Origin of the sequence: [Clostridium] fimetarium, assembly GCF_900111235.1 — a bacterium.
Classification (GTDB): Bacteria; Bacillota; Clostridia; order Lachnospirales; family Lachnospiraceae; genus Clostridium_N; species Clostridium_N fimetarium.
In genome coordinates, this window is record NZ_FOJI01000018.1 from 23321 (window position 1) to 48546 (window position 25226).

23 protein-coding genes and 1 pseudogene are annotated in these 25226 nt (G+C 34.9%); 21 read left to right on the forward strand and 3 right to left on the reverse strand.

Features of this window, described 5'->3' with window-relative positions:
• Positions 1-52 precede the first annotated feature (52 nt).
• The 12 genes and pseudogenes from BMY18_RS17660 (at position 53) to BMY18_RS17715 (ending at position 14108) form a co-directional block, all read left to right on the forward strand.
• The gene (locus BMY18_RS17660; protein ID WP_170841476.1) at positions 53-2140 is read left to right on the forward strand and encodes a methyl-accepting chemotaxis protein; all 2088 of its coding nucleotides are present in this window, start codon (positions 53-55) and stop codon (positions 2138-2140) included.
• Positions 2141-2384: 244 nt separating this feature from the next.
• On the forward strand, positions 2385-3842 hold the full coding sequence (locus tag BMY18_RS17665; RefSeq protein ID WP_170841477.1) for a methyl-accepting chemotaxis protein: 1458 nt from the start codon (positions 2385-2387) through the stop codon (positions 3840-3842).
• Positions 3843-3943: 101 nt separating this feature from the next.
• A complete protein-coding gene (gene tig, locus BMY18_RS17670) occupies positions 3944-5233 on the forward strand; it encodes a trigger factor (RefSeq protein WP_092456846.1) in 1290 nt (429 codons plus the stop codon).
• A gap of 37 nt (positions 5234-5270) precedes the next feature.
• Positions 5271-5852 carry an ATP-dependent Clp endopeptidase proteolytic subunit ClpP gene (clpP, locus tag BMY18_RS17675; protein WP_092456849.1) on the forward strand — a complete coding sequence of 194 codons (582 nt, stop codon included), beginning with the start codon at positions 5271-5273 and terminating at the stop codon, positions 5850-5852.
• A 249-nt stretch (positions 5853-6101) separates the two neighbouring features.
• A complete protein-coding gene (gene clpX / locus BMY18_RS17680) occupies positions 6102-7385 on the forward strand; it encodes an ATP-dependent Clp protease ATP-binding subunit ClpX (RefSeq protein ID WP_092456852.1) in 1284 nt (427 codons plus the stop codon).
• A gap of 186 nt (positions 7386-7571) precedes the next feature.
• Positions 7572-8144: pseudogene (yihA, locus tag BMY18_RS21720) on the forward strand (ribosome biogenesis GTP-binding protein YihA/YsxC); the annotation flags it as partial.
• A gap of 1047 nt (positions 8145-9191) precedes the next feature.
• Complete coding sequence (locus BMY18_RS17690; protein WP_092456857.1) at positions 9192-10022, forward strand: sensor histidine kinase; 831 nt, start codon at positions 9192-9194, stop codon at positions 10020-10022.
• Between the two features lie 146 nt (positions 10023-10168).
• Positions 10169-11152 (forward strand): hypothetical protein, encoded by a 984-nt coding sequence (locus BMY18_RS17695; protein WP_092456860.1) that lies wholly within the window; start codon positions 10169-10171, stop codon positions 11150-11152.
• 161 nt (positions 11153-11313) lie between these two features.
• Positions 11314-11799, forward strand: coding sequence for an NfeD family protein (locus BMY18_RS17700; RefSeq protein WP_092456863.1), 486 nt, complete (start codon positions 11314-11316; stop codon positions 11797-11799).
• Positions 11800-11869: 70 nt separating this feature from the next.
• Complete coding sequence (gene floA, locus BMY18_RS17705) at positions 11870-12844, forward strand: flotillin-like protein FloA (protein ID WP_278281132.1); 975 nt, start codon at positions 11870-11872, stop codon at positions 12842-12844.
• Positions 12834-13334 carry a hypothetical protein gene (locus tag BMY18_RS17710; protein WP_092456869.1) on the forward strand — a complete coding sequence of 167 codons (501 nt, stop codon included), beginning with the start codon at positions 12834-12836 and terminating at the stop codon, positions 13332-13334. The genes floA and BMY18_RS17710 overlap by 11 nt, the downstream gene beginning before the upstream one ends.
• 24 nt (positions 13335-13358) lie before the next feature.
• Positions 13359-14108: a LytR/AlgR family response regulator transcription factor gene (locus tag BMY18_RS17715; RefSeq protein WP_092456872.1), complete on the forward strand. Its 750-nt coding sequence runs from the start codon at positions 13359-13361 to the stop codon at positions 14106-14108.
• 205 nt (positions 14109-14313) lie between these two features.
• Here the strand turns inward: BMY18_RS17715 and BMY18_RS17720 are convergent, their stop codons facing one another.
• The 3 genes from BMY18_RS17720 to BMY18_RS17730 are packed head-to-tail and all read right to left on the reverse strand — an operon-like array spanning position 14314 to position 16921.
• Complete coding sequence (locus BMY18_RS17720) at positions 14314-14829, reverse strand: DUF4364 family protein (protein ID WP_092456875.1); 516 nt, start codon at positions 14827-14829, stop codon at positions 14314-14316.
• Between the two features lie 23 nt (positions 14830-14852).
• Positions 14853-15770: a tRNA modification radical SAM protein MnmL/YtqA gene (locus tag BMY18_RS17725; protein WP_092456878.1), complete on the reverse strand. Its 918-nt coding sequence runs from the start codon at positions 15768-15770 to the stop codon at positions 14853-14855.
• Positions 15770-16921, reverse strand: coding sequence for an NAD(P)-dependent malic enzyme (locus tag BMY18_RS17730; protein WP_092456881.1), 1152 nt, complete (start codon positions 16919-16921; stop codon positions 15770-15772). Before BMY18_RS17730 ends, BMY18_RS17725 begins: the two co-directional genes overlap by 1 nt.
• A 302-nt stretch (positions 16922-17223) precedes the next feature.
• On the opposite strand from BMY18_RS17730, the gene BMY18_RS17735 reads away from it, so the two are divergent.
• From BMY18_RS17735 to BMY18_RS17775, 9 genes are all read left to right on the forward strand, one after another.
• Positions 17224-17976 carry a CpsB/CapC family capsule biosynthesis tyrosine phosphatase gene (locus BMY18_RS17735; protein WP_092456885.1) on the forward strand — a complete coding sequence of 251 codons (753 nt, stop codon included), beginning with the start codon at positions 17224-17226 and terminating at the stop codon, positions 17974-17976.
• A complete protein-coding gene (locus BMY18_RS17740) occupies positions 17976-18758 on the forward strand; it encodes a YveK family protein (RefSeq protein WP_092456888.1) in 783 nt (260 codons plus the stop codon). Before BMY18_RS17735 ends, BMY18_RS17740 begins: the two co-directional genes overlap by 1 nt.
• Positions 18745-19425: a polysaccharide biosynthesis tyrosine autokinase gene (locus BMY18_RS17745; protein ID WP_092456891.1), complete on the forward strand. Its 681-nt coding sequence runs from the start codon at positions 18745-18747 to the stop codon at positions 19423-19425. Before BMY18_RS17740 ends, BMY18_RS17745 begins: the two co-directional genes overlap by 14 nt.
• A 43-nt stretch (positions 19426-19468) precedes the next feature.
• Positions 19469-20374: a hypothetical protein gene (locus BMY18_RS17750; protein WP_092456894.1), complete on the forward strand. Its 906-nt coding sequence runs from the start codon at positions 19469-19471 to the stop codon at positions 20372-20374.
• A gap of 128 nt (positions 20375-20502) precedes the next feature.
• Positions 20503-20697, forward strand: a complete 195-nt coding sequence (locus tag BMY18_RS17755) for a hypothetical protein (RefSeq protein ID WP_092456898.1) — start codon at positions 20503-20505, stop codon at positions 20695-20697.
• 59 nt (positions 20698-20756) lie between these two features.
• The gene (locus BMY18_RS17760; protein ID WP_092456902.1) at positions 20757-21011 is read left to right on the forward strand and encodes a hypothetical protein; all 255 of its coding nucleotides are present in this window, start codon (positions 20757-20759) and stop codon (positions 21009-21011) included.
• Positions 21001-22413 carry a sugar transferase gene (locus BMY18_RS17765; RefSeq protein WP_092456905.1) on the forward strand — a complete coding sequence of 471 codons (1413 nt, stop codon included), beginning with the start codon at positions 21001-21003 and terminating at the stop codon, positions 22411-22413. The genes BMY18_RS17760 and BMY18_RS17765 overlap by 11 nt, the downstream gene beginning before the upstream one ends.
• Before the next feature lie 436 nt (positions 22414-22849).
• On the forward strand, positions 22850-24007 hold the full coding sequence (locus BMY18_RS17770; RefSeq protein ID WP_092456908.1) for a glycosyltransferase: 1158 nt from the start codon (positions 22850-22852) through the stop codon (positions 24005-24007).
• A gap of 23 nt (positions 24008-24030) precedes the next feature.
• Complete coding sequence (locus BMY18_RS17775) at positions 24031-25224, forward strand: glycosyltransferase family 4 protein (protein WP_092456911.1); 1194 nt, start codon at positions 24031-24033, stop codon at positions 25222-25224.
• Positions 25225-25226: the final 2 nt, after the last annotated feature.

Here is a 25226-nt window from a genome sequence, read left to right on the forward strand (position 1 = left end):
AGCACTTATATAAAAAAATGCGAAGAATATGAATGGGAAAAGGATGAATAAAATGAAGAGAAAATTTAGAGGAATAGGCGTACAACTTGTCGCTTTTTTTGTGATTGCGATTAGTATCCCAATATTATTGTTAGCGATTACGTCGATTAATACGACACGTTCTGCAATGAAGAGCAACATGAAACTTACAAGCGAGCAAACGTTACAGGAGACACAAAAAGGTTTTGATACATATCTTAGGACTCTGACTCTACCAATTGACTTGCTTACAAGGAAAAATGAAGTAAAACATTTAGAGGATAGCGGTGTATTAAAAGATAATATTACACAGATTCAAGATTCTTTGCTTGCATCAGTGAAGGTAACACAAGGTTCAGTAAGAAACTACTATTCCACTAAGAATGGTAAGTTGATTAAATCATGGATTGAAGTGGATGCAGCTGGAACCTCAAAAACATATAACACAAGTGAAGATGGAATTGACAATACAAAGAAGGATTGGTATACAAGCTGTATAGGGCAAGTTAGCCGAAATGGAACATTTGCTTCAATCTCAAAACCATATTTAGATACAGCAACTGGAAAAACAATCTTTACGGTGTCACAAGAGATTAAACTTAACAAGGAGCACTACGGTGTAGTAGCGCTTGATATCGATTTTGATATTCTCAAGAACTATGTACAAAATATAGGACTTCTAAATACTGGTTTTGTTCTTATGGTAGATAAAGATGGAAATGTAATTGTTGATAATGATAAAAATAAATATGTCAATGGTTCTGTCAATAAACTTCAGTTTTGGAGTCAGATTCAATCTGATTTGACAGCTGCAACTGGCAAAGATGGAATTACAATGGACAAAACCGTGTTTACATATACAGAAAAAATTAATGGCGAAAATATTCAAATTGTTGTATTACAAGATGTGGTTACGGGCTGGAAATTAGTTGGTATGATTAGTGAAAATGAAATTTTATCAACAGTGAACGGTATTAAGTCTGCGACTGTGCTGTCAGGTATCGTTGCATTTGTTATTGGAATACTTATTGCTATGTTAGTAACTATTATATTTGTAAAAGAAATAAATAAGATAAAATCTACTATGAAGAGTGTAGCAGATGGCGATTTGACGAAGAGAATTACGGTTAAGAGAAAAGATGAATTTGGTATGTTAGAGAATAATTTCAATGAGATGGTTGAAAATGTATCTGCCCTGATTAAGGATGTTGAGGTAAAAACGATCACAATTGTGAGTGCATCAGATAACATTTCAGAAATTGCAAAGGCTACAACTGAAACAACAAACCAGGTGTCTGAAGCGATTCAGAGTGTTTCAAATGGTGCGGTAGGACAGGCAGAAAGTACTGCTAATGCGACCAAAGAGGTTGAAAGTCTTGCCCTAAAGTTACAAGAGACTAGAAAGTATGTAAATGATATAAATAATATGTCAACAGATACGCAGCAATTGAGTAGTAAAGGTATCGAAATGGTAAATGAATTAATTGTAAAAGCTAAGAAGGCAAGAAGCAATTCAATACTTTCAAAAGATGTTGTTGGTGAGATGGTAGAAAGTATCGATAAGATTAACTATATTTCTGATGCGATTACAAATATTACAAAGCAAACGAATCTCCTTTCCCTAAACGCAAGTATAGAAGCAGCAAGAGCTGGGGAGAGCGGTAGAGGATTTGCGGTAGTTGCAGAAGAAATTAGAAAACTTGCCGAACAGTCGAAAGAATCAACAGATGAGATAAAGAAAATAATAGTTGAGATTTCAGCAAAATCGAATATCGTTGAAAAAACACTTGCTGAAAGTGATGAACTTCATATGGAGCAAAATAAAGCAATTGGGGAAACTAGAGAATTATTTAATGAAATTTCTGATTCAATTAATATGCTTATAGAAGGTCTTAGAAATATCGGTGATTTAAATAAGAAAATGGATGACAGTAGAGAAGCAGTAGTACAACGTATGGAAAATGTTACATCGATATCTTCCGAAACAGCTGCGGCATCAGAAGAAGTGACCGCTTCAGTAGAAGAGGTAAATGCAACCATGCAGACACTTAATGAATATACCTTTGAGCTAGATGAGATTGCCAATACACTAAAAGAGGCAATTGAAAAATTTAAACTATAAATAAATTAATTTAGAACTATATACAAATTATTCGATTTATTGGAGAAATATGTTGTATTTGGGAATTTTATGCTTTATAATTTCGATATCGTCTTAACTAGGGACTAGATTTGTCGGAAAATATAATTTGCTGCTGGAAGAGTACTTGTAATAAGTATAGGAATGGTTATTTGAGAGGGACTGTAAGAATTAATAAAACATGCGGTTTAGGATTGCTAAGCGAACTGCAGGAATAGAGGGGAAAATGGAACAGTATAACGTAAAAAGAATTAATCGGTTTAGTTTTGCAATGCTAATTATTTTTTCAACTTTGGTATTTCTACAATCATTGCCGAAGGGAATTGCTTATGGATTATCAGTTTTGGCATTTGTTGGGGGAGCGTGTGTCGTTGTTGGGATTATATTTATCTTACCGATTAGTTCACATATCAAGGGGTATTTTATAGTGTTTGTTCCGATTATATCGGCTTCTATTATGTCTATAATAGAGCCAAATGAATATATATTGCCAGCGCAAATAATATTTGTAATCATGTTTGGAATGTATTTCAATGTAAAGATGATCATACATTTGGGCATAGTTTATAACGGTTTGAATATTATGTTAGGATTAATATCACAGTTTTTGCTCAATAATAGTACGAATATTCTATTTCTAGTAAAAAGTGTAGTCTTTTTCAATATTTCACTTGCTGTAGTGTTCTTCCTTAGTAAATGGGGTAGTGAGTATATTAATTTAGCCACTGAAAATATTAAAAAATCGAATCTATTGTTGGAACAGAATGATAAATTACTTGTAAAAATTAAAGAGTCGATTAATCTACAAAACAATAACATAGCACAAGGAAATTTTGAAATCGCTGATATTTATAAAACGGCTGATTTAAATCTATCTTCGTTGAATCAAGTTTCAGCAGGAATCGCTGAATCTACAAAAGATGTAATTGATGTAACAACGAAGATAACTAATTTATCGGTAGCTGTTGAAAAAATCCACAAAGACAACAATGAGATGATGGATCGTGTGAATAATTCACTAAGCATAATTACGGATACCTCTAGTATTGTTAGCAATCTTGAGCAGGAACTTAATATGGCAAATGACAATGCAGAAAAATCAATTGAGTACTCTCATTCTTTAAGCGAAACAGCAGTGACAATTAGCAATGTTGTTGAACTGATTTTAAATATATCTTCCCAAACAAATCTGTTGGCGTTAAATGCATCAATTGAGGCAGCCAGAGCAGGAGAACATGGAAGAGGCTTTGCTATTATTGCAGAGGAAGTACGCAATCTTTCACAACAGACGGATGATGCAATAAAAGAAATTCAGAGCACAATTGGTATGATTGGCAATAATATTGAAAAATCAAATCTAAGCGCGAATGAGATTATGAAAATAGTCGTTGAGGCAATGAAGGTATTTAATGACTTAAAGCTCATGTTTGATGAAATAAATCAAAACCAACAGCGTTTGAATTTGCTCGTTGGGAATACTTCTGGAGAGACCGAGTCGTTTTCGGAAGCGTTCAATGTAATAAGGAATGCATCTGAAAATGTATCAGCAGTATTTCAGGAAGTGACAGCAACAACAGAGACGGTAGTTAATAATGTGGTTGCAGAGCAAGATCATATAAGAGAATTAAAGCTACTTCTTGAAAACACCAAGCGTATCGGAGAACAATTAAAGGATATGAAATAAATTAATGCTAGTAATTAAAAAAGTATTATGGTATAATCAGAAAATATGTACATTGTACTTTAGGAAAAACTTTACATATATATAAGGAGGAATTGATTAGAATGAATTTTAAAGTAGAACAACTTGAAGAAAAGAATATGGTGAAGCTTGTAATTGAAGCGACTAATGAAGAATTTGAGATTGGCTTGGAAAAAGCTTATCAGAAGAATAAGAGCAAGATGAACGTTCAGGGATTTAGAAAAGGAAAAGCACCTCGTAAGATGATCGAAAAACTTTACGGACAGGAAACCTTCTTTGAAGATGCAGCTAATGCAATAATTCCAGATGCTTATTCTCAAGCAGCACAAGAAAGCGGTTTAGATATAGTTTCACAGCCACAAGTTGATGTAATACAATTAGAAAAAGATAAACCATTCATCTTCACAGCAGAAGTCGCTGTTAAACCAGAAGTTGAACTTGGCGAATATAAAGGAATTGAAGTAGCTAAGATTGAAGGCGTAGTTTCAGACGAAGAGCTTGCTACTGAGTTGGATAAAGTTAGAGAAAAGAATTCAAGAACAATCAACGTTGAAGATAGAGCAGTACAAGACGGTGATGAAGCAGTAATTGACTTTGAAGGATTTGTAGATGGCGAAGCTTTTGACGGTGGAAAAGGTGAAAACCATGCACTAACAATTGGTTCACATTCATTTATTGATACATTTGAAGAACAATTAATTGGAAAGAACATTGCAGAAGCATTTGAAGTCAATGTAACATTCCCAGAAGATTATCATGTTGAAAACTTGAAGGGAAAAGCTGCAATATTCAAAGGAACAGTTAATGAAATCAAAGTAAAAGAACTTCCTGAGCTTGATGATGATTTCGCACAAGACGTATCAGATTTTGATACATTAGTTGAATACAAAGAAGACGTAAAAGCAAAATTAATTACAGATAAAGAAAAAGAAGCTACAACGAAGAAAGAATCAGAAGTAATTGATAAGATCGTTGAAAATTCAAAGATGGATATTCCAGAACCAATGATTCAGACACAAGTAAAACAAATGGCTGAAGAATTTTCTCAAAGATTACAACAACAAGGATTATCAGTTGAACAATACTTCCAGTTTACAGGAATTACAGCTGAAAAGTTATTAGGAGATATGAAGCCAGAAGCCCTAAAACGTATTAAGACTAGATTGGTTCTTGAAGCAATTGTGAAAGCTGAAAACATTGAAGCAACAGACGCTGAACTTGATGAAGAACTTGTCAAAATGGCTGAACTTTACAAAATGGAAATCGAAAAGATCAAAGAATTCATGGGCGAAAATGAAACAAAGCAAATCAAAGAAGATATTGCAATTCAGAAAGCCGTTACATTTGTTACAGAAGCAGCTGTAGAAAAGTAAAAATTAGAAATCATATATTCGGATTGGAGGAATTACTATGAGTTTAGTACCTTATGTCATTGAGCAAACAAGTCGAGGAGAGAGATCTTACGACATTTATTCAAGACTTTTAAAAGAAAGAATCATTTTCCTAGGGGAAGAAGTTAGCGATATATCAGCAAGCGTTATTGTTGCACAGCTACTATTCTTAGAGTCAGAAGATCCTGGTAAAGATATACATTTATATATTAATAGTCCAGGCGGTTCAGTTACTGCAGGAATGGCTATCTACGATACAATGAATTATGTGAAATGTGATGTTTCAACAATGTGTATCGGAATGGCAGCAAGTATGGGTGCATTCTTGCTTTCAGGCGGAGCCAAAGGAAAGAGATTTGCTCTTCCGAATGCAGAAATCATGATACATCAGCCATCAGGTGGCGCGCAAGGTCAAGCAACAGATATCAAAATTGTAGCAGACCATATCATTAAAACTAGAGCGAAATTAAACAGGATTTTAGCTGAAAATACTGGTAAGCCATTAGAGATTATTGAGGTTGATACAGAACGAGATAACTATATGGATGCACAGCAAGCTTTAGAATACGGTTTGGTTGACAGTGTAGTTGACAAGAGATAGGTTACGATAATGGGGACTGTTGCAAAAAAATTGCACAGCCCCTTTTCTGGCCTTTTTATTTTTATAGTTTCCTAGTGCAAATGGTTAGTCAGTTCAGTATATGGGATTCATTTATGAATTAGTAGGGAATGCGGTATTCGTGTGAATGGTGAATCATTCACATACAATAGTTGTGCGGTGGCACAAATTTAAGATGTGCATTGTCTCGCAGAGCGAGCCAATAAAAGATGCGCAGAAATGAGGGCAATTATGGCAGGAAAGATTATTGATGAGAAACTACGTTGTTCATTTTGCAACAAATCACAGGAACAAGTTAAAAAGTTGATTGCAGGACCGAATGGCGTATATATTTGTGATGAATGTATTTCGATTTGTGGGGACATTCTCGATGATGAATTTGATACGGAAGATACAGAAGAGAGTGAGCTTGATATTAATCTTTTGAAACCGATGCAAATAAAAGAATTTCTTGATGATTATGTAATTGGTCAGGATGAAGCGAAGAAAGTATTGGCAGTATCCGTTTATAATCATTATAAGAGGGTTTTGTCTGGTAAGAACTTAGATGTTGAACTTCAAAAGAGTAATATTTTGATGCTTGGGCCAACTGGTTCTGGTAAGACTTTTTTGGCACAGACACTTGCGAAGCTTCTTAATGTTCCATTTGCAATTGCAGATGCTACAACACTTACAGAAGCAGGTTATGTTGGTGAAGATGTAGAGAATATCCTTTTGAAAATCATTCAGGCAGCTGATTATGATGTTGAAAAAGCGCAGTACGGCATCATTTACTTAGATGAAATAGATAAGATAACTAAGAAATCAGAAAATGTATCAATCACAAGAGACGTTTCAGGTGAAGGCGTTCAGCAAGCACTTTTAAAGATAATAGAGGGTACAACTGCATCGGTTCCACCACAAGGCGGTAGAAAACATCCACAGCAAGAGTTGATTCAGATAGATACTACAAACATATTATTTATATGTGGTGGTGCATTTGACGGATTAGAGAAGATTATTGAGACGAGAATGGATCAAAAATCAATCGGATTTAATGCAGAGATAGCTGATAAAAGAGAAGAAAATGTAGGAGAAATCTTACGTAAAGTACTTCCACAGGATTTGATCAGATTTGGTTTAATACCTGAATTTGTTGGCCGTATTCCAATTGTAGTTGCACTTAATAATTTGGATCAAGAGGCATTGGTTAAAATCCTTACAGAGCCTAAGAATGCAATTGTGAAACAGTACAAGAAACTTTTCGAATTAGATGAAGTTGAACTTGAATTTACACCAGAGGCTGTCCAAGTGATTGCAAGAAAAAGCTTCGAGAGAAAAACAGGTGCCAGAGGGCTTCGTTCAATTATGGAATCAGTAATGATGGATGTTATGTATACAATTCCATCAGATGATACAATTGCAAAGTGTATTATCACGAAGGAATCTGTTGAAGGTACTGATAAGCCAATCGTACAGTATAGAACAGAAAGTATTGTTGACAAAAAGAGTACACAGAAAAAAATAGCACAGTAAAAGTTGTATAGCAAAGTCGCACAGTATAGGTCACATATTATAAAGTCGCACAGTAAAATATCATACAGTAATCGGTTTGAGAATCTAATTTAGTGTATAAAGTGAATCATTGATTCCCTTTATACACTTTTATTAGTCTTGATAGAACTATTTAAATGAAGGCCTGCGGTGCAAGGAGGTATTAGAATGGTAATTAAAAAAGTTGATTTGGAAATCGTAATTGGAGTTACAAGTGAAATCCCTGAAACAGATAAGCCAGAGATTGCATTTGCCGGAAAGTCAAATGTAGGAAAATCATCACTCATTAATGCGCTGATGTTTAGAAAATCATATGCAAGAATCTCATCACAGCCAGGTAAGACACAGACGATTAATTTTTATAACATCAATGATGTGATGTTTTTGGTCGATCTCCCTGGATACGGATATGCCAATGCAAATGAGGCAGTTAAAGCAAAATGGGGTAAGATGATTGAAAAGTATCTTATTAACTCAAGCCAGCTACAACAAGTGTTTTTACTCATAGACATTAGACATGATCCATCCACCAACGACAAGATCATGTATGACTGGGTTGTGTCAAATGGATTTAGACCTGTCATTATTGCAACAAAAGTGGACAAACTAAATAGAAGCCAGGTTCCAAAACATGTAAAAATGCTTAGAGATGGATTGGGTCTGCGAAAAGATGATGTATTGATTCCATTTTCAGCGACAAGCAAGCAAGGACTTCCAGAATTATGGAAAGCGATTGATGGCTATGTTTTAGATGAAGAGTTGATCGAAGTGGTAGAAGGCAAAGAGATGACAGAGGTTAAGGCGGAAATGCAAGTGAAAGAGAAACTGGAAACTGAAATGAATGCAGATGTGAAAGATGAGGCTAAGGCGGAAGTGAAGGCTGAGGAGAAATCGGGAGCGAAATCTGAATTGAATGTTGAAGCGGAAGAGAATACTGAAGTTGAAGCTGAAATGAAAGAACGATTGAAAGTGAAACCAAGACCGAGAGTGAAAGCAAGAACGAAAGTGAAGGCAAGAACTGAAGATATAGTAATTCCTGAAGTGAAAGAAAAGAAGGAAAGAAAAAGCAAAGCATTGGCTAAAAAATTGGCAAAAGCGAAAGAAAATGAAGGAAGAAGACCAAAATATAAGCCTAAGACAGACGTAAAAAACAAAGCTGGAGTAAAGTCAAAGACAGAAGGTAGAAGCGCAACTGGAGCGAAGCCAATGACAGAAGACAGAAACGCAGCTGTAGCGAAGCCAAGGTATGAAGATAGAAGAACAACTGTAGCGAAGCCAATGTCAGAAGACAGAAGAACAACTGTAGTGAAGCCACTGGCGGAAGATAGAAGCAGAACTAGAATGAAGCCAAAGACAGAACAAAGAGGCAGATTTGGAGCGAAGCCAAAGACGGACGATAGAGACAGCACTGAAGAAAAGCCAAAGGCAGAAGATAGAAGCAGATCTAGAATGAAGCCAAAGACTGAGCAAAGAGGCAGAACTGGAGTGAAGCCAAAGACAGAAGAAAGAGGCAGAATCGGAGCTAGGCCAAAGACAGAAGAAAAAGGCAGAATCGGAGCTAGACCAAAGTCGGAAGAAAAGGGCAGAACCGGAGCGAAAAAAAGATAAAATATGGTTAAGAATATTGAAGAAGTGACAGCGTGAGCTGTTACTTTTTTTTTCTGGTTTTAAGTGAAATATTGAGAGTATCAATCAAAATAAGTGAAAAAGATATTCAGTAAATATGGATAGATATGGTATAATAAAAACCAGCAGTATTTATAGAATATATAGGGGGCAGGGAGCCACATGTACGTTAGAAAAGTAGTTCGTAATTTATTGATCATTTGTTATATACAGTTTTTTTTATGCATTCTATTCTGGATTGGCGTTGGAACTAAAGTATTGGGTCGCGTTGGGTGGTGCGATTATGCAATTATGGGTGCAGTACTGTTTTGCAGTGGTGGATTGATAATTGGAATTGGATTGATTAATCGATATTATAATGTTGGAATAGAAGAAACAATTAAAAATTTAGAGGAATTGAATACAACACTTAGAACACAAAGGCATGATTATATTAATCATATGCAAATTGTATATGGGCTACTTGAATTGGACGAATATCAAGATGCAAGGGAATATCTAGAACCTGTATTTGTTGACATTATGAAGGTAAGCAATGCCCTAAAGACCTCAAAACCTGCACTGAATGCGCTTCTTCAAGCAAAGATGGAAACCGCTCGCAGAGCTGATATTGCTATGTTTTTAGGAGTGACTTCAGATTTGCGTAATATTAAAATAGAACAATGGGAGCTATGTAAGGTACTTGCTAATCTGATTGATAATGCAATTACTGCTGTTGATCAAATGGAGAAAGAAAAAACGATACATATTGAGATCGGTGAAGATATACGTAACTATAGATTTTGTGTCTATAATAATGGCCCAGTAATACCTGAGTCACAGCAAGACCTCATATTTAAAAAGGGATATTCAACAAAAAAAGATGAGGGACATGGTTTAGGCCTTATGATCATTAATCAAATTCTTGATAGCAATAATGGTACGATTGAACTTCAGTCAATCGAAGGCAAAACTTCATTTACCGTGTTCATAAGTAAGGAAGATGTAAGTTAAACATGCAATAGTGACAGTTCAAATTCAAAAATGTATAACATATTGGTTTGATATTTCATTGTTACAAAAATATCATATACTATGAATATCAAAGTGATTGATGTAAATAGACATGAAAAGCTTTGAATGAATAATGGGGGAGAGAAATGAGGAAAAAATCTATCTTAATAGCAGTTATAGCTGTAATTGTAGTGATTGCAATAATCGCAACTGTAATTGTAATAAAGGATAATAAAGCGAAGTCAGCAGAAACGGAGGAAAACATTCGCGCAGAAAGCGAAACCAAGACCAAGACTGGAATTAACATTGAATTTACATATTATGAGGACTACTGGCAAACATATGACTTAAAAAATGCAGTTTATAAAACGCAGGCGGAATATGAAACGGCAGTGCGAAACTATATCAATCAAATTGCATCATTACTGAACAAGCAGGACTGGTATCAACAATATGAAGGCATTGATACCATTTTCATAGGATTAAAAGTCGCCGACAGCGATGATGCCCCAAATCTAGAAGGTATAACTTTTTCGAAAAATATTAGTAAAACAATTGTGACATGTGATTTGTATATGAATAATACGATGTTTCGACATAATAGGAGTCAGTTGATTCATCTGCTGACACAATTAGTTACAACTAAAACCACAAATACGATGACTATGGCTGACGGGAGAACAAACGCTCTAGAGCATGGATTTTATGAGTATGTACAGAGTTATTTAGGAATGGGGATTGGTTCACTCAATTACGGTATAGATGTTCATAACTATTTAAATGAGCTCACAAAAAAATATGAACAAGATACGATTAAGAATGTTACTATGAGCAAGATAAGAGATAATGTAGGAGAAATCAGTAAGTATCTGACTTACCATTCCTACAATGAGTACTTCATTTTAAGCAATTATTCTTTTGTTGATTATATGGTAAATACATATGGAATTGAAAGTGTGATGAAAATGATGGATGCATATGATGAGAGCATATATTATATGTTCAACCAAAACGGATTAAGTGGGATGCTATCTGATTGGAAGCTGTTTTTGGAGAAGTACCCAAGTAAAATGACATTGGACGAAATCAATGCACAGATCGCTGAAATCAAGAGTACACATGGGTATTAGAGACACATCATTATAAGGGGATAGCGGAAAAATACACATATTAGATTATTTTGATCTTTACTATGATATAATGATAAATCAGTTGAAATTGTATTTACAAGAGTGATATGATAGAAAGAACAATTAATTACATATATTTTATAAACCTAGGAGGTGACAATATGGATGGATTAATGATTTTAGGCGTAATTTTGTTAATAATGGGATTCGTGTTTGTAGCGATAGAGATGATGATTCCAGGGTTTGGAGCACACGGGTTATTAGGAGCGGTCTGTTTAGCAGCAGGAGTGGTTCTTTTATCAGATACAGTTAATGAAGCGTTAGTATTTACTGCGATTATATTAGTAGTGCTTTTGATTATGTTTATAGTAATCATGTCGCTACTTTCAAAGGGAAAACTTGACTCGCCGATCATTTTACATGAAAAGCAAGACAAAGAGAATGGTTACATAAGTTCTAATGACTTAAATTATCTGTTAGGAAAAGTAGGTCTTGCATCAACAGATTTACGACCAACTGGAAGAGGCGTATTTGATGAAATAGAATTTGATGTTATATCAGATGGGCGTTATATTTCAATCGGAAGTAAAATCGAGATATATAAAGTATTCAATTCTAAATTAGTGGTTAGAGAAATGTTTAAGTAAGCAAGTAAACTATATTTTAGTGCCGTTAAATAATGCGAATTAAATTCGCACGGCAGGAATGGAGAAAAGTATGATAGGAATTTATGTTGTTATCGGTGTTGTTGTTATTTTTGTTTTGTTATTTTTTAGTTTTGTCCCAGTAGGTCTTTGGATCTCGTCATTGGCAGCGAATGTTAAAGTAAGTATATTTAATCTTGTAGGAATGAGACTTAGAAGAGTTGCACCCGCAAGAATTATTTTGCCACTGATCAAAGCGACAAAAGCTGGAATAGATATTAATGTAAATGAGTTAGAGGCACATTACCTTGCAGGTGGTAATGTTGATAATGTAGTAAATGCTTTGATTGCATCAGAAAGAGCCGGCATTGAATTGCCATTTGAAAAAGCAGCTGCAATTGATTTAGCAGGACGTGATGTATTAGAAGCAGTTAAGATGAGTGTTAATCCTAAAGTTATTGAAACATCAAATATATCAGCAGTAGCACAAAACGGAATTGAATTGTTAGTAAAAGCAAGAGTAACTGTAAGAACGAACTTGGAAAGACTTGTTGGTGGTGCAGGTGAAGCAACGATTCTTGCAAGAATTGGTGAAGGTATTGTAACAACAGTTGGTTCTTCTCAGTCACATATGGAAGTGCTAGAAAACCCTGATAAAATTTCAAAATTAGTACTGAGTAAAGGTTTGGATTCTGGTACTGCATTTGAGATCCTATCAATTGATATTGCTGATGTTGATATCGGCCGTAACATAGGTGCACATTTACAGACACTTCAAGCAGAAGCCGATAAAAATATTGCACAGGCAAAGGCAGAAGAAAGAAGAGCAATGGCAGTTGCTAGAGAACAAGAGATGAGAGCTTATGTTGTAGAAGCAGAAGCAGAAGTTCCTAAAGCACTTGCATTTGCACTTCGTGAAGGTAAATTAGGAATCATGGATTATTATGATATGCAAAATATTAAAGCAGACACAAAAATGAGAGATAATATTGCCGGAAATGGTAAAGAAGCAAAGATAGATACGAAAGGCCAAACTTATGGCGAATAGCATTTATAATATAATCAAAAGTATGTATAACGAAATTCAAAGTAATGTTACGCAAAGTAGTTTTGATGAAAATGATTTTAATCGTATGAATTATAAGGTAATGGATGTAATGGATTACAGTCAGAGCAATGGAACTCAAAGTGATAATATTCAGAGAACGAATTCTGTGAGAAAAAACGCTCAAAGTAACAATACGCAAAGTAGCAATATGCAAAGCAGTAATACGCAAAGCAATAATACCTTAAGTAGTGATAATCAAAGAAACTATAATAAAGGTAGTGATATTGAAGAGAATTATTATGGCGAAAATAATGTTATAAGCAACGTTAAGCAAAGTAATGAGACAAGTAATGATAAGCAAAGCGAGCTAGTAAAAAAACTTCAGCAGGCGGTTATTATGTCAGAGGTTCTTTCACAACCAGTATGTAGAACAAGAGGATACAGAAGGACCAAAAGAAGCAGACAGCAGATAGAAGCAGACAGCAGATAGAAGGTAGAAGCAGATAGGAGCAATATGTCTATTAAAGTGATTTTAGTTGAGGATGAAATCAATATCAGAAAAATACTATCCAAAGTCATTGAAAGAACACCGGGCTTTGAGGTAGTAGGCGAATGCGATAACATCAACGATGCAATTGCAGTGTTCAATGAAACCGCACCTGAAGTTGTGTTTATGGATATAGAAATCAACGGATGCAACGGAATTGATTGCGCTAAGATGATTTTAGATTTGCAACCGAATACGAAGATAATATTTGCTACTGCTCATTCTGAATATATGTCAAATGCATTTGAATTATATGCATTTGACTATTTAATCAAACCATTCAACATTGAACGAATTGAACAAACGTTAGAACGTGTCAAATCAATCAGTGAAGAAAGAAAAAGTACAGACCATGAAAGTATTGATAAGATTATAAAATATGAATGTGGATTAGACAAACTGATTGTGAAAGGTAAAGAAAGTATCAGCTTCATAGATGCAAAGGATATTATCTTGATACAAAGGGAGAATAATACCACTATGATATATACGAAGCAAGATCTGTATAAAACCTCAGCAGGACTTGGAGATATTGAATCAAAACTGGACGAGAATCAGTTTATGAGATCACATAAATCCTATATCATAAATATCTCACAGATTAAGAAGATTGAACCTTATGGTAGATGGACATTTGTCGTGTTGTTTAAGGATTGTGATGTGACGGCGCTTATGACGAAGGAAAAATATGAGGAGATTAAGAGGAAGTTTTTGTGATGGGAATATAAGACAGAAAGTGGGCAGCCTTGGGCTGCCCATTTGACGAATACCGCGGGGAGTTGTGGGAGACGGCAGACTTTAGAAACTCAAAAGGACGAGTTTCTAAAGTTGTGCGGTATTCGTCAAATAAAACAAAATAAGAATCGCAAAACTCAAGCAAGCTTGGTTTTGCGATTCTTATTTTATTTTACTTTCCTCATTACTAGAGCAATTTGTGCATAATAAATTCGTAGATTTCGGCGCTGGATTCTTTCCATTTGGCACACATAGCATCTGCTTGGTCCTCAAGTGGAACAGACAAATTCAGCTCTATAAGAGTAGACTTACCTTCCTTCACCTGGCAATGGACAATATAATCTTTTGAAGTCGATTTGTAATAGTCAGAAGTGGTACCGACCTCACTTTTTAGTACGTATTTGTTTACTTTTAGGTACTCTTCGATATCTACCTTAATGGCAGAAGATATCTTACTGTCAAAGAAAGCGATGGTATCGGTACCCTCATCTGTTAACTTGTACTGAGTAGAATTCCTATAATTGATAAGCTGTATAAAATTATCTGACACCAACTCATTGATTGCTTCTTGCAATGTGAAATAAGTTGTATATTCCCTTTGCAGTATAAAATCGGAGATTTGGCCGTTATTCAGTGGAAAATTCACCTTTTTTAACATATATAAAACCATTAATTTGTATAAAGTCATAGATTCAGATGACATAATAAAAGACCTTCTTTCCTGATTTATTGTTGCTGGTCAAAGAGTTTTCCTTGTTCAATACCATGTATCTTAAATTCTCGATTGATTAAATTCAATACATTTCGTTTGTTCCCACTCCATAGTGGAGCGATTAGCTGGTTCTTAGGGCCGTCTCCAGTGATTCTGTGTATAACGATATCCTTTGGGAGTAGTTCGATAATATGCCCTAAAATAATAATGTACTCCTCAAGCGACAAAGTTTCAAAAAGCCGATTGGCATAATCATCTGCTAAGTCGGTTCCACGAAGAACGTGGAGAAGCTGCAACTTGATACCTTGAATGTTCGTCCGCGCTAGATAGCTTGCGGTAGCATACATATCCTGGGGCGTTTCATAAGGAAGTCCAATAATCATATGAACAATCGTAGTAATCTTAGCAGCATTTAGCATCGCAATACTGTGCTCAAATACAGAAAGAGGATACCCCCTTCTAATATAAGTAGCAGTCCTTTCATGTATGGTCTGAAGGCCCAATTCAATCCATACGGGCTTGATTGTATTAAGCTCGCTAATTAGGGCAATAATATCATTATCAAGGCAGTCTGGCCTCGTAGCAATGGACAGGCCTACGATATCTGGATGCTGAATTGCTTCAGTGAATATACGGCGTAAATAATCAATTGGAGCATAGGTGTTAGTAAAAGCCTGAAAATAAGCGATATAAGAGTTGCCAGAATACTTGGATTGCACCAAGGCCTTAGCAGCTTCAATCTGTTCCGTGATATTTTGAGACCCATCAGCAAAGTCCCCAGACCCGCCAACGCTGCAAAAAATACATCCTCTTGTATCAATTAGCCCATCACGGTTGGGACATGACATCCCACTATTCAGGGCTAACTTGTACACTTTTTCACCAAACGTAGTATTCAAATATTCACTTAAAGAATAAAATTGTGGTAGCATTATTTTATATGATCCTTTACTGCTTGGCTTACAACGTTTGCAACACGAGGATCAAATGGTTCTGGCAATATATGGATATCACTCACTTCGTTATCTGGAATAAGATTAGCAATAGCAAGAGCCGCAGCAAGCTTCATGTCTTCTGTGATTTGAGTTGCGCGTCCTTCAAGAGCACCCTTAAAGATACCAGGGAAAGCAATTACATTATTAACCTGGTTAGGGAAATCACTTCGTCCAGTACCAATAACTCTAGCACCAGCAGCTTTTGCAACATCAGGCATAATCTCTGGAATCGGATTCGCCATTGCAAAGATAATCGCATCTTTGTTCATCGTAGTAACCATCTCGGCAGTAACAATACCAGGAGCAGAGACCCCTACAAAAATATCAGCACCTTTAAGCGCATCAGAAAGAGTTCCGGTACGTCCAGTAAGATTTGTGATCTCCATCATAGATTCTTGCATCCAGTTAAGACCGTCACTACGTTTTGATAAGATTCCGCTTATGTCACACATTGTAATACTCTTAAAACCATAGGTTAAAAGAAGCTTAGTAATCGCTACGCCGGCAGATCCTGCACCATTCACAACAACTTGACAATCTTCCATCTTCTTGCCAGTGACTTTAAGACCATTGATAATTCCAGCCAGAACTACAATTGCTGTACCGTGTTGATCGTCATGAAAAACAGGAATATCAAGCAGTTCCTTTAATCGAGATTCGATTTCAAAACATCTAGGCGCTGAAATATCTTCCAAATTAATACCACCAAATGCAGGCGCGATATTAACAATGGTTTGAATAATCTCTTCCGTATCCTGCGTAGCAAGACAGATTGGAAATGCGTTCACATTACCAAATTCCTTAAAAAGGACAGCTTTTCCTTCCATAACAGGCAAAGCTGCGTAAGCACCGATATTGCCAAGACCAAGAACCGCACTACCGTCTGAAACAACAGCAACTGTATTGGCCTTAATCGTATATTTGTAAGCAGCTTCCTTATCCTGAGCAATAACCTTACAAGCCTCAGCTACACCAGGTGTATAAGCAAGCGCCAAATCCTCTCTCGTAGAGATTTTACATTTTGAAGCAGTTTCCAATTTGCCGTTCCATTCTTCATGTAACTGCAGAGATTTTTCATAAATAGTCATCGTATATGTCCAAACCTTTCCTTATATAAGCATAAAATAGCTAAAATTAATATTTAAATGATACCACATTGAAAAAATACTAGCAATACGAAAAATTGATATTCAATTGAGATTCTGATTTAAACAGGTAGCATATTAAGATATAATAAGAGAAATAGTTGCTTTACAATTATGGAATAATATTCTATAATTGCTAAGTTAGATAAAAATAGTTGCATTAATAAAGTTCTAAATTATTGCATTGAGATTGCTATTATGCTAAAATGAGAAAATGTCAAGAATAAGGGGTAATGTGTAAATATATGAAAAGAGGAATAACCAGTGGGTATATTGATATTCACAGTCATATATTAGCCGAGGTAGATGATGGCTCAAGAAATATGGCCATGAGTATGAAGATGCTAGATATAGCATACAAAGAGGGAATTAGAGGAATTATTGCGACGCCACATTATCATCCGGTTAAGTCAATGAATACATATGAAGAGATACTAGAAAAGTTCAATGAATTCAAGGTCGCGGCAAAGATTATACATCCAGATATGAAGTTGTATCTTGGAAGAGAAGTACTATATACGTCAGATGCACTGGAAGCAATCGAGCGCGGGACGAAGCTTACCATGGAAGGTGATCGATATCTCTTGGTGGAATATTCAACGATAACAGATTATCATTACATAAGAGCGAGCATTAACAATATATTGCAGGCAGGATTAATTCCGATAATAGCACACATTGAAAGATATGAGTGTATGGTCAAGAATATAGAATACGTAGAAGAACTTCGTGACATGGGCGCTGTCATACAGGTCAACGCCGCTTCCATACTCGGACAGGGCGGAAGAGGAGTCAAGAGCTATACAAAAAAACTACTTAAGAATCAATACATTGATGTAGTAGCAACAGATGCGCATAGTGATGGGAATAGGGCCCCTAGAATGGATGAATGTGCAGCATATATAGAAAAGAAGTATGGTCAGGAATATACAGAAGATATATTGATATACAATCCAGAGCGGATAATAGAAGGAAGATATTTGGAGGATTTGAATTGATGGAAACACGTAAGCAAAACGAGGAAATCGAGATTGACTTAAAACAGATTATGGGCGTACTTTTGCAAAAAGCAATTATTATTATAATAACAGGTGTAATTGTAGCTGTGTCAGTGTTTCTTATCAGCAAACTATTCATCAGTCCTGTATATGAATCAACTACTAAGTTATATGTAATCAATAGACAAAGCGAAGGAACTACAACATATAATGATCTTGCATCATCAACACAGCTTACGAAGGATTATTTGGTCCTAATAAAGGGCAGAGCAGTGACAGAACAGGTAATCAGCGAACTGAACTTAGATACAACTGCAGATGCATTAGCAGGAAGTATTACTGTGAATACACCAACAGATACTCGTATTCTTGAGATTGCTGTAAGAAACAAAGACCAATATCAAGCCAAAGAGATTGCTGATAAGGTAGCTAAGATATCATCAGACACAATATGTAAGGTAATGCAGATTGAACAAGTGAATATAGTAGAAGAAGCAAACATCCCAACTACCCCAGTAAGTTCAAGTGCTAGTAAGAATGCGATGATTGGCGGAATTCTTGGTATATTATTAGCCTGTGCAGTCGTAATTATTCGGTTCTTAATGAATGATACTATAAGAAGTGCAGAAGATATCGAAAAATATCTTGGAATTAGTACACTTGCACTTATTCCAATATCAGATGAGCTAAACGATGGCGAAGGTAAGAAGAAGAAAAAGAAGAAACGTAGTTCATCAAGCAATAATGCAAGAAAGCAGGTGAAAGATAGTGGCAGCAATTAATATTGAGGGAATCAGAAAGCTTGATTATAGAAGTAATGAAGCTTATAAGAACCTAAGGACAAATATACAGTTATGCGGTTCAGACGTTAAAGTAATCATGGTAACAAGTGCAACTCCGAATGAAGGAAAATCTAGCGTATCTTTTAACTTAGCAGTATCACTTGCGGAATCAGGGAAGAAGGTAATCTTCATTGACGCCGATCTTAGAAAGTCAATTCTTGTAGGACGTTATAAGATAAATAAGTCGGTCAAGGGGTTAACCCACTTCTTATCAGGAATCTGCAAGTTTGAGGAAGTCATGTATGCTACTAATGTTGAAAACTTGTTAACAGTATTTTCAGGTCCAGTTCCACCTAATCCATCGGAATTACTTGGCAATAAGACCTTTAAGTTATTGATCAAGACACTTAGAGAGACATATGATTATGTGATTATTGATACACCACCACTTGGAAATGTCATAGACAGCGCAATTGTAGCGCAGGAATGTGATGGAGCAATATTTGTTATTGCAGCGAATACAATAAGCTATAAGTTCATTCAAAATACAATGGTCCAGTTAAAAAAGACTGACTGTAAGATATTAGGCGCAGTTCTCAATAAGGTAGATATGAGTGAGAATGGATACTATAGCAAGTACTACGGCAAGTACTATGGCAAGTATTAAGGGAAACTGTGGTAATAAAGCCAAATAAAGGAGAGTCCTTATAGTGAAGAAGAATATAGTGACAATAGCGATTGGCATTGTTATCATATTGCTAGTTACAGTGGCAATTTATGTAATTGCGAATGAAGATAAAAAAGCACCTGTAATTACATTTAATATTCCAACTGGACGCGAGATAACATATGATAGTGGCCAAGACAAGCAAACATTAATACAATATGTAAAGGCAGTGGATGGAAAAGATGGTGATGTGAGTGATTCTATTATAATAGAACAGATATACATATCAACAGATCTTTCAACTGCAAAAGTTATATATGTGGCAAGGGATAAGAGTAATAACATTGCGAAGATTAATCATGATTTTAAGTACATCGCAAGTCAGGAAGAGATTGATAGTTTAACACTGGCGAAAGAAAAAGCAACGAGTGACGCTGCTGCGTTAGCACAGTCAACCAATGTTTTGGCAACAGTCGCTACAACGAAGGCAGTGGAGAACACTACGGTATCACCTGAAAAGCCAGTGCTTACACTTTCTCAGAATGAATTAACAATTGCGGTAGGTGGTAGCTTCAATGGGACTTCTTATGTGAAAGATATAACAGATAATAAAGATGACAAAGAAACATTATTTCGAAGAATTATTATTGTTGGAGAATATAATACGAAAACTGCCGGCGATTATACGATTAGTATCTATTGTACAGATACAGACGGTAATTCATCTAATATTGAGAAGTTCATATTACATGTAGGTGCGAAGCAGGTTGAGACAGTTACAAAAGCTTCAACAGTAGCACCAGCAAATGATCCACCAGCAAATGATCCACCGGCAGATGATCCACCGGCAGATGATCCACCAGTAGTAGATCCACCAGTAGTAAATCCAACACAGCCAACGACAAAAGCATCTACACAACCAACGATAAAAGCAACGACGCAACCATAGTATACACGGAAAGTACACGTAGATATATTAATTTAAAACAATAGCAAAAATTGATCAATAAAATACCGAAAATACAGATAAAATGCAATAAGAATTGATAATTTTAAAGATTAACGGGAGAGTTATTAATGGAGATTTTAAAACTATTTTTCAATCAGGACGAAAGTTCTTACAATTTTACTATGATAGTTATATATATCGTTGTTACTTCAGCAGCATTGGCTATCTGTCTTATTATATCTCATAAACTTAAAATATACCGGCCGAAGAATTATAAAACTGCTACTATTACAATTAGTACAGAAAGAAAGTTAGTTCATTAAATAAAATATAATCACAAAATTAGTATATATTTTCAAAGTAATCGGAAGGGGGTTATTCAATGAATATATTAGAGTTGTTAATAGGTCAAGACATAGGTACGTATAATATTGATATGATAATTATATATATAGTGGTTCTTATCGTAGCGTTCATTGTATGCGTCATTCTTTCGAATAATCTGAACGTATATAGTCCTAGAATGAATAAAGATATCAACAAAGTCACTACAGCAGAACATATATTACAGGCAGAAGTATTGGACGAGGTAGCCGCAACTTCAGTGGATAGTGTGGGTGCTGAGGATGAACAGTAAGGGTAATAAAGCACGTGGATATGTAGTGACTATTATTGATATGTTTAGTATCATAATTGCATTCTACTTTTCAATAATGACTAAAAATGATGGTTTGAAAACTTTTAGTGTTAATATAGAATATAAGGATGCATTAATTATCATTTTACTATTATATTTTGTTATATCTAGATCATATATGAAGGTTGGTAAAAATATCTTTAAGCGTGGTTACGTAATAGAATTCTTAGTAGTATTTCGATCTCAAGCATTGACGATGATGGGTTGGTTCTGCTATCTATTCATTACGAAGCAAGGAAGTAACTATTCAAGATTTGTATTCATAATATTTTTTACTGTAGCTACAATAACAGTATATGTTGCAAGATGTTATTTTAAGCTATTTACATTCATAATGCTTAAAAATTCAAAGAGCAGACGTAATTGTACGATTATTACTGTAAAAGCGAGAGCCGAAGAAATCATAACTAAAATCGGTGATGAAAATGATTGGGATATTAATATTAGTGGGATTGTCATTATTGATGAAGATATGACTGGTAAGTCAATCTGTGGAGTCTACGTGTGTGGTAATAGTGAAACAGTATGTGATTCAGTAATGTATCAGGCAGTAGACGAGGTGTTCATAAATATTCCGTATGAATACAGAGTGAAATTAGAAGATATCATCTTAATATTTGAAAAGATGGGTATACTAGTTAATCTTAATATCGATATCTATAACATGGATGTGAAAAACAAGACGATCGATCGGTTCTCTGGGTATAATGTTGTATCTTTTGCAACTAATATATATGATTTTAGAAGTGTGTTAATGAAAAGAATAATCGATATTATTGGTAGTATTGTTGGGTTACTTATCATGCTTATCGCAATTATATTTGTAGCACCCGCAATTAAATTAGAATCTAAGGGTCCTGTCTTCTTCTCACAAAGGCGTGTTGGAAAGAACGGCAGAATTTTTAATATATACAAACTGCGTTCTATGTATATAGATGCAGAGGACCGTAAAGAAGAATTGATGGATCAAAATGAGATGCATGGATTAATGTTTAAAATGAAGGATGACCCTAGAATTACTAAGGTTGGTAAGTTCATTCGAAAGACAAGCATTGATGAATTACCACAGTTTTTGAATATATTAAATGGTGATATGAGCTTAGTTGGTACTAGACCACCTACTGTGGATGAATTCAATCAGTATGAGGCAAAACATAGAAGAAGACTTAGTATTAAACCAGGGCTTACGGGATTGTGGCAGGTCAGTGGAAGAAATCAGATAAATGATTTCGATGATGTTGTTAAGTATGATTTAGAATATATTGATAACTGGTCGGTTGGGCTGGATATTAAGTTGTTATTGAAGACGTTGGCAGTTGTGGTTACTAGGACTGGGAATTAATAAAATAATATGATATGAAAGTAGTAATAGTACATGCAAAAGAATTTGTTGACCAGCTTATGAAGGATATGCCAAAAGGCAAAAATATTATAAAAAAAGTTTGAAAAAGGGAAGCCGTAAGCAATGAAACCAGAGACTTTTCTTTCAAAGTAAATTCCACCCTATGGATTTCTCAAAGTAAGTTCCACTTTGAATGAAGTAGGTGTGGAATTTAGTTTGGAAATTAATAAACCAAGTACAAGACGGAGTGGTTTTGCAATATTTACCTTTCATTTGAACAGTTTATAATATTTTCGCTTGAACTGCGTCTATGAAATGCCATCAGCCATTTTAATCCAACGATTATACAGGAACTTTAATTCCATATTCATTTTGAAGTTCAAGGGGTTGGTTCAAAGAGAGAAAGTTAATTTAGAGAGTAATTGAAGGAGAATGTATGAAGAAAGTATTGCAGATATCAAAATATTATTATCCATTTATTGGTGGAACTGAACAAGTAGTAAGAGATATTGTTAGTTCACTTAAAAAAAATGATGATATCCAACAAAAAGTGCTATGTTTTAATGAGGATGCTACAACCGATGGAGTAACAACAAAAAAAGGTGAAACAATAACAGAATATGTAGACGATGTTGAAATTATCAGGTGTGGATATATTGCAAAAATATCTTCTCAATCGATTTCATGTTCACTTCCTTCAGTACTGAAAAAAATTTTAAATGAGTTTGAACCGGATATCATAATATTTCATTATCCTAACCCTTTTGTCGCAAATTATTTACTTAAGGATAAAAGACATAATTTTAAGTTGGTAATATATTGGCATTTAGATATTACTAGGCAGAAATTACTGGGAAAGATGTTTCATTCACAGAATATTAGATTGATAAAGAGGGCAGATAAAATTATTGGAGCAACACCTAAACATATAAATGAATCGGCATATACGTCCTATTTTGGGGGGAAAAAGGAAGTATTACCGTATGCCATTGACGAAGAGAGACTAAAAATTAGTGATGAAGAAAAACAAAAGGCTCTTGAAATACGACGAAAATATAATGACGAAATGATATGTTTTTTTATAGGGAGGCATGTACCATACAAAGGATTAGAGTATTTGATTGAAGCCTCAAAGCACATTAATGGTAATGTTAAAACTATTATCGCAGGAACTGGTGTTTTGACCAAGGAATTGAAGATAAGAGCTGCAAATAATACAAAAATAGAGTTCGTTGGAAAAATAACAGATAGTGAGTGGCGAGCATACCTATGGGCATGTGATGTTTTTTGTTTTCCATCTATAACAAGAAATGAGGGATTTGGGTTAGCTTTAGCAGAAGGAATGTATTATGGAAAACCAGCGGTGACATTTAAAATTGTTGGTAGTGGTGTGAACTACGTTAATCTAGATGGAGTTACTGGTATAGAGTGTACTAATTCTAATAGTAAAGCATATGCAGATGCCATATGCAAATTATATGAGGATGTTGATTTAAGAGAGAGATATGGAAAAAATGCTAGAAATAGGGTGTTAGAGAATTTTACGTATAATTCTTTTGAAAAGAATATATTAAAGTTGGTTGAGACGTTGTAATAATTAATGAACATGAGGTGAATATGAATATTGTATTGTTGTCTCCAGAAGCAATCTTCCCAGTTAATACTGGGGGAAGAATAGTAGTATATAATCGGATTAAGTATCTTAGCCTTCAGGGAAATAAGATTTTCGTTTTTACTATTGTGGATTCAAGAGAAGAATTCTTAATACAGAAAGAAAGTCTTGGTAGTATCGCTGAGGACTGCAAATGTTACCTTAGAAAAGAATATTTGTTTTCAAGCATGAAAAATTCATTTTCAATGCCATATGCAGTCGCGAGTAGAACAATATCTGATATGCAAAAAGATATTGATATTTTGCTTCAAAATGAGAGTATTGATTTAATTGACATTGAATATCCGCAAATGGCCATAAATGCTATAGAGTATATAAAAAAGTATAATATTCCGTGTGTTCTTGGACTTGCTAATATAGAATATTTGTCCTTGAAAAATATAGGTGATAGTATTAAATCGCCTTTCAAAAAGGCTATTTATAAATTTGAAGCAAAACGTCTCGAGAGATTTGAAACACGTTTATATAATAGTGGGATTATCAATGCTTTCACTTTTGTTTCTGAATCTGATAAAGAGTATTTTGAAACCACGTTTGGCAATATAAACAGAACATTTTTGTCTCCAATAGGTGCAGAATCAAATCATAATGGTGATAGAGTGATACATGATGGTGTAAATATTATGATTTTTGGTAAAATGTCATACCCACCAAATATAGAGGGAGTGCTATGGTTTTACAAAAATGTTTGGCCAGTTATTAAAGAAATAGTAAAAAATGTTAGTCTCTATATCGTTGGCAGAGATCCAAGTAAAGAGCTTGTTAATATTTCAGATGAATCTGTTATCGTTACAGGAACAGTTGATTCCGTTGAAGAATATTATTACAAAGCGGATGTTGTTGCTATTCCAATTTTTAGCGGTGGAGGAGTAAAAACAAAACTAATTGAAGCAATATCATATAATGTGCCAGTGGTGTGTACTAGTTCGGGAGCATGTGGGACAAAGTTTGAAAATGAAAAGCATATGTTTATTACGGATGATTCACATGAATTTGCAAATAGGATTATTGAAATAATACGAAATCAAGGTGATGTGAATGAACGTATGAAACAAGCATATCAGTTGTTTGAAAAAGAATACACATGGGAAGGTATTTGCAGGGGACTGAATGATTTCTTGAAAACATTAATAGTTTAGAG